The sequence below is a fragment of the Nitrosospira multiformis genome, assembly GCF_003050865.1.
Classification (GTDB): Bacteria; Pseudomonadota; Gammaproteobacteria; order Burkholderiales; family Nitrosomonadaceae; genus Nitrosospira; species Nitrosospira multiformis_E.
Map to the genome: position 1 here is coordinate 13,960 of NZ_QAOK01000022.1, position 13,157 is coordinate 27,116.

The 13,157-nt window shown below is 54.8% G+C and carries 9 protein-coding genes; 1 reads left to right on the plus strand and 8 read right to left on the minus strand.

Translation table 11 applies throughout. The features are described from left to right. Positions 1 to 6: 6 nt before the first annotated feature. Together C8R21_RS11345 and C8R21_RS11350 are read right to left on the minus strand one after the other, a co-directional pair. Positions 7 to 2,799, minus strand: a complete 2,793-nt coding sequence (locus C8R21_RS11345) for a helicase-related protein (protein ID WP_107762801.1) — start codon at positions 2,797 to 2,799, stop codon at positions 7 to 9. Next, positions 2,796 to 8,081 (minus strand): DEAD/DEAH box helicase, encoded by a 5,286-nt coding sequence (locus tag C8R21_RS11350; RefSeq protein ID WP_107762802.1) that lies wholly within the window; start codon positions 8,079 to 8,081, stop codon positions 2,796 to 2,798. Before C8R21_RS11350 ends, C8R21_RS11345 begins: the two co-directional genes overlap by 4 nt. Positions 8,082 to 9,106: 1,025 nt before the next feature. Here C8R21_RS11350 and C8R21_RS11360 point away from each other — a divergent pair. Then, positions 9,107 to 9,820 carry a hypothetical protein gene (locus C8R21_RS11360; RefSeq protein WP_107762803.1) on the plus strand — a complete coding sequence of 238 codons (714 nt, stop codon included), beginning with the start codon at positions 9,107 to 9,109 and terminating at the stop codon, positions 9,818 to 9,820. A 454-nt stretch (positions 9,821 to 10,274) separates the two neighbouring features. Here C8R21_RS11360 and C8R21_RS15910 read toward each other — a convergent pair whose 3' ends face one another. The 6 genes from C8R21_RS15910 to C8R21_RS15915 all read right to left on the minus strand — a co-directional run bounded on the left by C8R21_RS15910 (position 10,275) and on the right by C8R21_RS15915 (position 13,047). After that, a complete protein-coding gene (locus C8R21_RS15910; RefSeq protein ID WP_181258913.1) occupies positions 10,275 to 10,436 on the minus strand; it encodes a hypothetical protein in 162 nt (53 codons plus the stop codon). A 228-nt stretch (positions 10,437 to 10,664) separates the two neighbouring features. After that, complete coding sequence (locus tag C8R21_RS11365) at positions 10,665 to 10,985, minus strand: hypothetical protein (protein WP_219906649.1); 321 nt, start codon at positions 10,983 to 10,985, stop codon at positions 10,665 to 10,667. Between the two features lie 556 nt (positions 10,986 to 11,541). Continuing rightward, positions 11,542 to 12,129 carry a terminase small subunit gene (locus C8R21_RS11375; protein ID WP_107762805.1) on the minus strand — a complete coding sequence of 196 codons (588 nt, stop codon included), beginning with the start codon at positions 12,127 to 12,129 and terminating at the stop codon, positions 11,542 to 11,544. Next, positions 12,098 to 12,385: a hypothetical protein gene (locus C8R21_RS11380; protein ID WP_107762806.1), complete on the minus strand. Its 288-nt coding sequence runs from the start codon at positions 12,383 to 12,385 to the stop codon at positions 12,098 to 12,100. The genes C8R21_RS11375 and C8R21_RS11380 overlap by 32 nt, the downstream gene beginning before the upstream one ends. Then, positions 12,382 to 12,900: a hypothetical protein gene (locus tag C8R21_RS11385; protein WP_181258915.1), complete on the minus strand. Its 519-nt coding sequence runs from the start codon at positions 12,898 to 12,900 to the stop codon at positions 12,382 to 12,384. Before C8R21_RS11385 ends, C8R21_RS11380 begins: the two co-directional genes overlap by 4 nt. A gap of 3 nt (positions 12,901 to 12,903) precedes the next feature. Beyond that, positions 12,904 to 13,047 carry a hypothetical protein gene (locus tag C8R21_RS15915; protein WP_181258916.1) on the minus strand — a complete coding sequence of 48 codons (144 nt, stop codon included), beginning with the start codon at positions 13,045 to 13,047 and terminating at the stop codon, positions 12,904 to 12,906. Positions 13,048 to 13,157 lie beyond the last annotated feature (110 nt).

The window sequence follows — 13,157 nt, forward strand, 5'->3', positions numbered from 1 at the left end:
TGCCGATTACAGTGCATCGGGCAGCAACACATACACGCCTATCACGTCCACAGGCAGGCAGGCGGTGACACTATATTGGCCGACATCGCGCGCCGCCTCCCGCACGCGCTGGTGGTCGGCCAGCAGGGTTTGGGCACGTTGCTTAGCCAGCGTTTGCAACTGTTGGGGATGTGCGGCGATAAAGTCCAGCGCGGCGCGAATCTCGCGTTGCATAACCTCTGCGGGCAGATTGCCGGTGGGCGTGCATTCCAGCAGGCGCGCCACAGCATCGCCCTCGAACCACTGCGGATTGCTGCGACCTGCCACGGCCAGCGCCACGGTTTCTTCGGCCATCATCTGGAATGGTTCACGACGGCGTACATAGCCCAACTGGTGGCGCAGGCGCAGCAGGTAAACGGAGGTGACCACCTCCACCGCATCCGTCAGAGTGGCGGCGCAGCGTGCAGCAATGCCTGTCTCACCGGCCAAACTGGTCTCCAGCAGGTGTTCGGCCAGCGCACTCACCAGAGGGTGGCTGCGGTGCAGTTCATTGAAGTTCAGCAGCAGGGGTTTGACGATGCCTTCATCGGCCAGGCGCATGCGCAGGGCTTCTGGCAGATGCTGTGGCAGAAAGCGAAACTGCTGTTGTTTGCGCGCTGGTTCCAGCGGCGCGTTAAGGCGGGCGCAGGCGCTGTGCACAAAGCGCTGCACATCGGCCTGGGTGCCGAGCGCTTCTTGTTGCTTTTGCCACTCCGGCAGCACTTCATCCGGGCGGATACGGCGCTGGGCAAATACGGTGCGGTTGGCCTTGGCTTTTTCCAGCGCGTCCTGCCATTGGGCTTGGAGTGGCTGCAGTTCTACATTGGCTGCGGCGAACATGTCTGGGGTGTAGGGCGCAGACACGTCTGATCGGCGCATCAAGGCGGCTTTGACCAAGGCCTGATTGATGCGAGCTTCGTCTTCCGGCATGGGTACCAGCACACCCAGCTCTTTCTGGATGGTTTCACCTTTGCGCAGAATCACGTTCAGCACAAAACCATCGACGGGGTTGTCCTGCCCCCAGAGCATGGTGCAGCGTACCTCTCCAGCCTGCTGGCCAAAGCGGTCGACGCGGCCTTCACGCTGCTCGTGACGGGTGGGGTTCCAAGCCAGATCGTAGTGAACGACTGCGGTAAACAGGTGCTGCAGGTTGATGCCCTCGGAAAGGCAGTCGGTCGCCACCAGAATGCGCGGTTCGCCTTCTTCCATCGCTTCGACACGCTCGCGCCGCTCTTCCGGGGTGTATTCCCCGGTCACGGACTCGACCGTGGTCTCGGGAAAGGCGTTGCGCAGGTGTTCGGCGACGTAGTGGGCGGTGGCGATGTAACGGCAAAACACCACGGTATGGTAGTCGTCTTTCACCAGCGCCTCGACGTGCCGGATCAGCGCGGCCAACTTCGGGTCACCCGCCTTGCCGGAGAGGCGTTTGGCTTCTTGGATTAAGCCCTGCAGTCGGCTGGCTTCTTCCAGTTGCGCGGGGGGCTCCAGGTCGCTGCTGTAGAGGTTATCGGCCTCTCCATCATGCAGGCGTTCGTCCATCAGCAGGTCGTCTGTTTCAAGACTGCCTTCCAATCGGGTGGAAAGCGCTTTGGCAGCAGCGGCGGGTGACGAGGCGACGCAACGCAATAGTGCGAGCGTGGCATACCAGATCAGGCCGCCACGGCCTTCGCCCTGTTGCTCGATGCGTTCTTCAACATTCAAGGCCAGCTCGCGACAATAGTCCTGAACCGAATCAAAAAACGCGCCCCAATCCCCGCTAAGCTGGTAGGTGACTTCCGTTTTCATGCGACGCGGAAAGCCACGACCATCGCCGGTTTCGGCCTGCCATTCGGTAATGTCCTTGCGGCGGCGCTGAACAAAATGCCGTGCCAGTTCCTGACGCAAGGGATCGCCCGCCTTCATGCGGTTTTGCAAGGCCCTGAAGCGCGGGTTGAGCAAAGACAGCAGGTTGTAAAACGCGGTTTCATCACCGGAATGCGGCGTGGCGGTGAGCAAGATCAGGTGACGGTCTTCATCCTTGACCAGGCGTTGCAACAACTCAAAACGCAATTGCTTGCCCGTGCCACTGCTGGCGCAGGTATGTGCTTCGTCAACAATCACGCACTCCGGCGCAATCGCCAGAAAGTGTTCGCGATGGCGCTCGCTCTTGATGTAATCCAGGCTCACTACCACGACAGGATAGTGATCGAACAGACTGACGCCATGGGGAAGATCGCGTTCGAGGCGCGCAGCAGATGCCGATGTCAGCGCGACGGCTTGCAGGTTAAAGCGGGTTTCCAGCTCGCTTTGCCATTGCTCCACCAAATGCGGGGGGCAGAGTACGGCCAAGCGGATGATCTCACCACGGTCCATCAGTTCACGGGCAATCAGCCCGGCCTCAATGGTTTTGCCGATGCCGACGTCATCGGCAATCAACAGGCGCACGGTCGTCAGGCGCAGCGCCATCAATAACGGCACCAACTGATAGCCACGTGGCTCTACCGCGATATTGCCAAACGAACGAAATGGCCCACCCCCAGCGCGCAGCTTGAGGCGCAGAGCATCGCGAAGCAGCAAGGCGGCAGCATGGTTTCCCGCATGCTTGGGTTCTGGCCATGGGAAGGTAGCAGGCGTTACCGGTTGCAGCTCGAGCTCTGGGACGAGGAAGATGGTGTCGTCATCCGCACCGCCGAGTGGGCGCAGGCGCAGCCAGTCACGGCAGGATTCACTTTGCACCACCCATTCACGCCCACGGGCACGAACGAGATTGCCTGGCATGAAGTCGTGTTCAAGTGTGGTCATTGTGTTTCCTCGTATTTGCCGAACACATCAGAGTGAGCAGCAAACTGCCCATGCCAGAGCGATGGATCGGAGAAGTTCAGTATTTGCCAGCCTTTGTCTGTCAGCAAGGCTGCGATGTTTGTATCAATCGCTTCAAGAAACACCAGGACGCGGGCTGCCTTGTATTGGCCTGCGGCTATCGCAGCCCCCTGGTTGACGGGCACCTGTATGGCATCTGGGCGGCGCAAGCCTGCGGCATCCAAGGCTTGCAACCACTGCTTGAGATGATCATCGGCCGGCGCGTGTGCTGGCGCAGGTGGTGGATCTCGCCGGGGTTTGACTTCGGCATTGGCCAGCGCTACCAGCACCTTGAGCGCATCGGCATTCCGGCGGTTGATATTTTCGTGATCGGGCTGGTTGAAGTAAGACAGCAGGCATTGGTAACAGCCTGCTTCACAGATGTGGTTGCCGAGCGCATTGGTTTGCTCCAGCGCAGGCAAGTCTTCAAGTTTCCACTGACCTTGCGGTGCATGGTAATGCAGCAGTTTGAGCGCGTTACTGGCGACCTGCCCAAGGCTAGCCGGGTCGCCGGCAATGCGGGTGAGTACTCCCGCGCCTCCCTCTGCAGCCTCGTAGAACATCAAGGCGAGACGCTCGTCAGCTTTGGGCAGCGGTTCGGCCACGAGTTCCGACTCTTCAATCTGGAAGGTCATCTCAATGCCGCGTTTGAGCGCTGCCTGCAAGGTTGCCATGGCCTCGGTGGACAGGGCATGCACGGGCGCGAGAATCAGGAGGTTGCGGTGGTCCTCGACGAAGGGAACAATGCGCTGGTTGGGTACTTTGTCGAGCAGCGCTTCGTCCTTGCCGTCCTCTTCATTGTCGCCCGGTTCGTCCTGCTTGCTCCAGGTTCCGGTGATGGGGTTGATGTAAAAACCCAGCTGCTCCTTGTCCTTGCGCCTTCGCCAGCCACGGTTGAGGCGCCACAAGCGGGCCGCAGGCGCATAGGTCAGCTCGGCCAGCGTTTCTTCGTCGTGCCTAACCTCAGCTTTACGCTGCTGGATGACACCATCCGGCCCCGGCAGGAAACGGTAGGTGGTTTGCAGCTCAAAACCCTGGCGCTGACGATCTTCATCATTGATGGAGATTCGTTCGACAGCGACGGTTTCCACCGTTTCGATCCGATACAACTCGCGCACCCAGTCGTGGTCGGTCAACAGGGCGTCGCAGTTTTCACAGCGATTGACCAAGGGTTGCGCGCCGTTGATGTCGCCCAAATGACCGTAACCGCATTGGCTGCAAATTAGTGAGGAGATGGTGGCCAGTTGACTGTTGCCAGAGATGTGATCGGCCGAACCCACATTGAGTTTGGCACGCACCACACGGTACATGCGCCCTTGGTGATAAATCAGACTGCGCGGGCCGAACTCGGACAAGGCCAAAAAGCGCGGGCGAGTGACCATGCTGCCCTCGTCATCCTTGCCGTTTGGCGTTGTGCCTCCCCGCGCGGGAATCCAAGCCATCAGGGGCAGGCGCGGGAAGTTGTAGCCCGGCAGGAAGCCCTGACTCGCCAGATAACGGTAGGTGTAGAAATCCGAGTTCCGGGTGTTGCCATTCTTGAGCAATACGGCGTATTGCCGGGCTGCATCGCCGTACCGGCGTTGGGCGTTCTGGCGCTCATTGTGTGACGCAGTATGGCTTTTGACGAGCTGGTCGGCCATGTTCATTTGTGTGTGGGTGGCATCGAACAAGACGCGCCAGCGCTCCAGTGCACCGGAGAATGCCTGAGGCGCACGCTCAATCACCTTTTGTACATAATCCGCTGAAAACCAGTCGCTGCCTGCGAGCTCCTGCTGCAGCTGGGCCATGACGCGGGCAGCACTAGCCTGGGCACGCTGTGTGGCTGCCGGATCATTCAGTGCATCGTGATAGGACTTGATCAGCGGCTTGCCTGGCTGATCAAGGTCAAGCATGGGCGCTATGCTGTCATCAAGGGCAATGTGGGCGTTTGCCAGCCAGACAGCTTGCAAATGGCTTTCGACCAGATCGCGATTGGCCAGATCCAGCGTCGGCGCACGGACGACGCCATGCACCATTTCATTGGCGTGATGGAAAAACCACTGGTCATGCGGGCTCAACGAGGCGCAATAGGTAATTACCAGAGCTTGTTGACCAGATCGCCCGGCGCGACCACTGCGCTGGGCGTAATTGGCAGGTGTCGGCGGGACATTGCGGAGGTACACGGTATTCAGTGCAGAAATGTCGACACCTAGCTCCATTGTTGGCGAGCAGAACATGACCGGCAGACGCTCCAGCGGGGCTTCGTGCGCTGGGTTGTCGGCCCAGTCCTTGCGGTCCTTGTCGGTGTAGCGGAAACGTTGTTCCAACAATTGACGGCGTCCAGCATCCACCTGGGCCGTATGTTCCTGCGCCTCAAAATCAAAAAGCGGATGGCTCTTCTGGCGCAATAAATCGGCGATGTTCAGATAGAGCGCACAGAAGAATTGATTAGCGCCCGTGTCTCCAGCCTGGAGCGACTCTTTTGGCAAACACCAATCCAGCGCGGCTGCATTCAGGCGCCAACCTATCAGCTGTTGATCAAGCGAATGCTTCTGGACATAGCCGTAGAGCGCAGCCGCTTGCAACAGGGCCCCCACCAGCTCGACCCACTCGGGGTCTTTCCAGCTTGTGACTTGACTGGCGAAGTCAGTTTTTTTCCAGAAGGCGGCGGTTTTGATGTCGCGCAGCAGGCGCGAGCGAGGCCCACCCGTCACCAGATCTGTTCTTGGTTTGCCCCGGTATTCCGGCCGTTTACTGAGAATCAGATATTTGGCCGTTTCCAGCAGTTCATCAGGCGCAAAGGCCCACCGCTCGTTGAGGTAAGCGAAGGCACTGGTTCGGGCCTTGTCCTGCTCGACCGGATCGAGATAGCGTGTCTCCAGGCACAACCCGCGACGCATCGTGTTGAAAACAAGCCGACACAAGCTTGCTCGATGCGCTGCATTCAATTTCCTCAAGGTGCCATTTTTTCCGAAGGCGGCAGCGTCGGCACAAAACTCATGCAGACTGCGGTAGTTGATCGCCAGCAACCCCAGTTGATCCAAGTTCGGGTTATTGAAGCGCCAGCCGCGCCGCAAATCACGTAGCAAGCGGTAGCCAATGATGTAGCGCAGCGTGCGCTGAGCTTCTTGCCGAGCCAAACCCATGAGCTTGGGTGTGCGCAGGTATTCGACCAGCGTGGCTTCGTCCAGCCGATCAAAACCGAGTGCCTTGAACACGGCATCTGCCAACTGTTCTTCAATTAGCACATCGTTGCTGCTCTGCAAAGCGCCTATAAGACCTGCGCGCAAGGTCAGCAAGAAGACGAAATCATTGAAATGGCCGGCTTGTAGCGCTGCGTCCTGACGGTTGTCGGTAAAGCCAAGCAATTTGCGCGGATCAGGCTGGCCGCTTGCCGGTTCTTTATCGTTGAAGAGTTGGCGCAGTGCGCTAAGCGTCAGAATCGTTGTGGCCGAGGATCGCCCTTCGCCTGAAAGACTTGCAAGGCGGTTGATGTCTTTGCCATGCGCTTCATGAAGCTGTCTGCAATTCAGACAGAAACGAAACTTTCCCGGGATGTACCAGAATGACTCGCCATGCCCCTCGTTTCCTTGTACGTCAACGCTAACGCTATATGGCACGGCCTTTTTGTAGTTTTGTTTGATCTTGGGTGGGTCGCGGCTCAAATCCAGCCAAGTCTCTGGCAGATCTTCAATATCGCCTCTGTAGGACAGATTGGAGCCCACCGGACACAGGAATCCGTAAAAAACGTCTTCGTTATCGTTTGGCGTAATGTCATCAATTTCGCGCGGAGTGTAACTCGCGGGCTCCCTCTTTGATTGCCAAACCGGAAGGTACTCTTGGCCGCAATCCCGGCAAAAGTGCACGGGATAGAGTTGGACGCCTTCGTCCTGCCGACCTGGCGCAAAACGCTGCGCATCCAGGGTAATATGACGAACACCTTGCGCTTCAAGCGTGGCAAGCACCTTGCCAGGACCGCTGATAAATTGGTGAAGCTTGAACGCAAATGGCGGCCTGCCTTGGGGAGTTTTGACTTCATGTGCAGCCACCAGAAAACGCTGCAGACCGTTGCGCGCCACATCGATCGCACAACCCGCATCGTTCGCCAGTTTTTCACTGGCTGCCTGGATGGTCATCGGCTTTGCCCGACGCGGCGGCTCGTTGTCAGGCAGTTCAATGCCGAGATTCAATTCGACCCAGACCGACAGGGGATCAATCCGAAACGAATCAAAGTTTGCCCAGGAAAATTCAGAGCGTGAGACCGCCGCCGCCAAATGGATTTGAATTGCTGCGACATCTTTTAGCGGGTCAGTTACGCGCTCAAGCGTTTCGCCGATGATGTCCTGCTCGTTTAACCGCGTGCCAAAAAGCTTGCTTGCAACCTCTGCAACGGTCTTGTTTCGATCCGCCAAGCACCCGGTGCTGGACATGGTGGCTGATGTGCCAATACAGACCAATTCATCCGCCAGCAGTCGCTCGCGCAAACGACGCACTAGCAAAGCGACATCCGCACCTTGACGTCCACGATAGGTATGAAGCTCATCCAGGATCAGAAACCTCAGCCCTTGGCAGTGATCCACCACGCGTCGATCCACCTCGTCGAAGCGAGTAAGGATCAGCTCCAGCATCATGAAATTGGTCAACAGGATGTCAGGAGGGTTGTTGGCAATTGCGTAGCGTTCTACCTTTGACTCCTGTCCAGTGTAACGGGCCACCGTAAAGGGTTGCTGCCCATCCGGATAGCCATGTAGAAATTTATCGAGCTCTTCGAGCTGACTATTCGCCAAGGCATTCATCGGATAGATGACGATGGCCCGAGTGCGTGCTGCTTTTTCTTGATCCTTGGCTTTCAAAATCCGATCAATGACAGGGATGAAAAAAGACAGTGACTTTCCAGAGCCCGTGCCCGTGGTGACGACATAGCTCTGCTTTCCCTGCCCCTTGGCCAATGCCTGCAACTGATGAGCATAGAGTTGTAGCGGCTGAGGATGTCCCTCTGCTTTGCCGACCTGAAAGAGTTCGGCACAGGCACGATGCAGTACACCCTCTGCGGCCAGCTCTTGCACTGTACCTTTTCGCTGATAGTTCGGATTGATTTGAACGAGGGGTTCTGGCCAATAACGCCCATCGGCATACTGCCGCTCCACCTCATCCCTAATGTCTGGCGCAGCGATCCGGGAAAAGCTTCGTGAAAACGAGCTGTATTCGCTGATGAGCTGGTCGCGAAAGCCAAATACGTTATTCATTGATTCTGTTCTTCCCTTAGGGAGCGTAGTCGGGTGCAAGTACGATATTCTTGACGCCATACAGCGCTAAGTGGTCTTTCAGCCAAAACCAATATTCATGGCCTTACAAGCTCTCATCAGGCGAAGCATCTAAACTCCAGCGCTGCAGCATATAACCAGCGACTGCAGCGCGAAAGCGCATTCATATCGAGCCATCTTGCCGTCTTGCATTCCGTAGTCCATCCGGATGATCTCCGAACGGCTCAAGCGCGGGTAGAACGGCAGGTACGCGGATTAGTTGAAAACGTTCTCTTTAAAATAGGAATAGAACTTCGATTCCTGAAATGGTGGCTATTTTAGGTAGCTATTGCTGAGCTAGCAATTGGACTTAGGTACACCTGTCAGTCGATGGGGACATTTCAGAACTGGAGCCGGTCTCATCTTCTGTCAAAGTCAACAGGAAATCTATTTTTTGCTGGAACCTTTTGGCATTGCCTTGTCGGGTTGGGGCTTGGCCTTCCCTAGGGACGATGGAGATTCTGGTAGCGCATCTACCAGATGGACGATCGTGCGGAGCCTAATGGCCTTTAGGTAGAACGGGAAAGTCATCGAAGTATTACTTGCGATGCTGCACGAGTCAAAAATGGAACCGATATGCGAAGACTAGCCTCCTTAGGCTGAGACAACATGCATAGGAGGGGTAATCGCAGAAACAGTCGTTTTTCGGAGAGCTTGAAATACGGGATGGGTTAGTCCAATCCTGACTGAAAACATCTAAGAAAACTATCTCCTGAAATTAACTCTCCGAAAAGCTCTACTCAAGTTGAGTTTCAGGAGAGAAATTAATAATGAAATGATCAACTGTGGGTCATTGATTCGACTCCAATCCGCGTATCGGAAGTGCTAGGCCTGCTGCTTTTTGTCATTTGCCAAACGGTGTGTCGAATGAAAAGATTGTTATTGCTATTTTTGCTGATTTGACCCTGCCATGAGGATTATTGAAGCCCCGACCAGACCTACTGCAGGGCTAACAAAAGTTAAATCTAATGGATAACTCTGAGCGTCTGGTTGAACAGTATCTGATAGGCTTAAATCGAGGTGCTGTCATATTTGAGCCAGATGGAAACATTCCCCCAGATTTCTCTATTGCAGGCAGCATCGGCGTCGAAGTACGACGCCTCAACCAGAACTTCGAGTACGAAGATGGGTCAGCCGAAGGTTTGGAAACTCTCGCTATTCCATTATGGCAGCGGCTCCACAGGTTCCTCCCTACAATAGGGCCATCCATCAACGGTGAGAGTTGGTTTGTTGGAACGGATTTCCGACGCCCTATTGGACGTTGGGCCCCACTTTGGACGAGAATCAGGCGAGAACTGGTTGCCTTCATGGTTGCGCCCCACCGAAAGCAATGCACCCTTTCGGTTACAGCCAACTTTCAACTGGACCTAATTCGTGCGAGTAAAGACCATGGGAGCTTCTTTCTCCTCGGAGCTAGCAGCGACGGCGACTCCGGTGGTTGGGTAATGGGTGAGGTCGGAAGGAATCTTCAGCTATGCATCGCGGAGAAGGAAAAGAAAATCGCGCCTTACCGCGCCAAGTACAGCGAATGGTGGTTAGTCCTGCCGGACCACATCGACTTTGGGGTTGATCCGGAAGATCATGAGAAATATAGGACATGGATAGTGCCCAGTTTGAGTCATAGCTTCGCTAAGATTGTCCTCCTCGACCCTCACAACCATCATCGTCGGTTTGAGATTTGAGCATTCGCTTCAGCAGCCACTGAATTGAGTTGATTAAAACGTTGAGTCTAGGCTGATAACTTGGGCGAGTCCATCCTCACGGCACTCATTGTGGGAAAGAAGACGCGGAGGTGTTCTCCTGGTTTTGCAAAAGATTCGATATCGATATTAATGACGCTGAACCCAAGGCTTATACAATTTCTGGGGTAGCCATAAGGAGCCTCCCCAAGGGGCTACCTTATAGTCTGCTGCTTACCCAAATGGCTCGAAATGGCTCAGATTAAGTTTGTGTCATGTTGAACTTGACCTCGTCCTTGACAATGGCAATCATTCCGGTCAGTCTAGGGATAGTAGCGCCAGTGGGCAGGTGTGCTTCCGATCTCGGGAAATCAAGTGTTGTCGGCCCCTTTATAGACGCTGGCGTTACTATTTTAGCGCCTGCACGTATACGATACCTGATATTCAAGGTTAAGTTTTATTTAACAGATGTGTTTTCCAGCGCATCTGCAAGCTCCTTATATGCTTCGGATAATCCAGGGGTCATCCACTGCTCTGGGTTGCCATCTAATAGTTTTATCGCGATGGTTGTCACCATTTTTTCTGCCGCTAGCCTAAGTAAGTCAACTTCATTGTTCATTGCGCTTTCTCCTAATATGTGTACCTTAACTTGCCAGAAGCCTTTTACCTAGCCCCTTGACACGCCAAGCCATCTGAGGGAATCTGGCGTTACGCCAGCGTCGCTAGTAGGTGTTCGGTTTTGGGAAACCAATCGAGAGAAGCCCTAGTCACCGCTGTACTTGGCGCTGGCGTCTCCCTGCTTGGGCACGCAGATCGTGGTCCTTAGGCATAACCAATAACACGATTATCACAAGTTACCTCGCATTTTTTGCTCGATCGACCGCAGGGTATTCTGGATTTCTCGCTCGCGTATTTCAGGGTCAATATCCTGGATGTACTCTACTGCAGAGAAACCATCTCCGCGCTTTCTGTTCTGCGGTGATTCGAGGGAATCGATCAAAAGTGCTTCAAGCGTGGCGATCATCGAGGCGAGGCTTGGTACCAGGGGGAGCTCACGCAGACTGCCCTCCGGCGTGACGTCAAGTAACCCAAACCATGAGAACTGTGGCGCGAGGTGGGGCGCCGGCTGCGGCAGATATGACGATTGAGACTCAACCAATGCATACATCGAGCTGGATTTGCGCAAGTGCGTTTGGTATGCTCCCCCAAGTGTGGAAGGCTGCGTCCGAACGTTTCGGACGTATGCGAGACGCCTTCTTTTGAAGTCGCACTTGGCGCGGGCGAGTCTTCCACACACTTAGAAGTTGTAGATCAAGTCTCCACAATCGGTCCTTGCGGTACTTGACTAGATCGGACTCCTGGTATATTTTTTCTTTAGGGCTTCGCGCTTGCGACAGACCGGTCATGTAGAGGCCGGAACGATCGACAAGCGCGAGGCCTTTCTCTTTGTCGTAGTACCGCGGCAACCCTTCATCAATCCACCTGCTTAAAGACATCTTCCCACTGCTTTTGCTGTAAGCGTTGACAAGCAAGGTAACACTGATTCCCGCTTCGGCTAAACCATCATCACAAGCATGCGCTTGAGCTGCTTTGGCGACAGAAATACCGGTCTCCTAGGAACCGTGTCCTAGTCGAAAATCAGTGAACCAAGCGCCCCCCGCGGCGGCGAAATACTCTACTCTGCCTCAGTAACTTGCTCGTAACACTCGGTTATCTCACCGTTATCAAAAACGTTCAGGGTCTCCGGCTTTTCCTCGATTAGAGAATGGGACAACCTCACCATCCGGCGAGACAAAGACCACCTTCATCTTGCGGGGTGATTTTTGAGGCGCATGTTCTTTACGAAACAACCCCATGTGCCTGAACAGCCGCTCATGGGCACTGTTCTTGTCCCAGAACCTTATCCTGCACGTCCTCGCTGTCACCTTGCCGTCAGTAATGGTCTGGCCGACTTCGATTGATGAGATAGCGGAGGCCGTTGCATCATCAATTTCATGAATGGCTTTCGGTGATCCATCACTGTTGAAGAGCTTCCGAATGTCCGAGAACGCAACTGCTGCGGTCTCCCGAACGATATTCTCGGCGGTTACTTCGCAACGCTTTGCCACTTCTTTTTGCTTCAGCTCGATGGCTTCCTGAACCTTAGCATTTCTTAGCAATCGGCAAGCAGACACTTCAGCTGAATTGCCTCGTGAACGATAGCCAGCACGTGCGTAGGCAGCCGTAGCATTCAGGTCCACGCAGTATTCCACCGCGAATCGTTGCTGCTTGGGCGTAAGTTCAGATCCTCGTGGCTTTTTCATCACGTTCATCCTGGGCAAGTGTTACATACACCTCCTTCATCGCTTTCACCCCTTCGTTGCGCTCGTATGATACCCCTCCAGGAGCGTTCAACTTTGCTACACTCGCTTGCCCCAGAGTTGATAGATACCAGTAGGTAGATGGTAATTCTAGAAAGGTGTACGCCCGGCGGGTCAATTGATTTTCCAAAAGTGCCTTGACTGGTACGCTCGGCGGGTCAATTCCCGCAAAGCTAAAAATAATTGATACGCCAAGCGGGTCAATCATCGCGTAATTGACACGTCCTGCGTACCATCACTTATGGCGTTTGCATTCGTTATACGAAAAGCTGAGCCGTTACCCAAAAGACGGGGCACCGCTTTTAATTTTGGCAAGGGTGGCAATGGCTCGCTTTTCCTCCATGTGCTCCTTGGCCTTTCAGTGGATCGAACGTCCAATTTTCCCTTGCAGTCGTCTATATTGTAGAACGTCACTCCGTAGAGCGTTGCTTTGTTCCGTCCACCCTGACGTGTCACTTCCAACCAGTCGCCGTCCCTCAGCTCTTTCAGGGCCTTGTTGAGCGTGTCCTTTGACTTCCACCCTCTATCCCGCATTATTGTCCATGATGCGCACAAATCGCCGTTGTTGTCTCCCTTGTATTGACCGAGCAGGTCAATTAACAACTTGACCGCATGAGCTGAAAGCTGGGCAAAGCTTTGACTTCTTATTACCACGAAAGGCAAAGGCACGTAGCCCCCGCCTTCCCGTTTGGCTTGAGCATTCTTGAATCGGTTTTTTCCCATTAGCTAATCTTCCGCCAAGCGAGAAAGGAAGCGATACAAGCCCCATAGCTCGATTAAAGACATGGCAGCCAGATCAACTTCTATGCCAAGATGTGAAAAACGCACCGAGAGCGCTTGCAAACGTTCGAGCCAGTGTTCATCATTCATGTTTCACCTCCCGCGCATTTATTAACCCGTCTAGCCATACGCGAGTCTGTCTGCTGCGCCCTTTCCAAGGCTCTTTTGATACGCGAGTGCCGCCTTGCAATGGCAGGAGT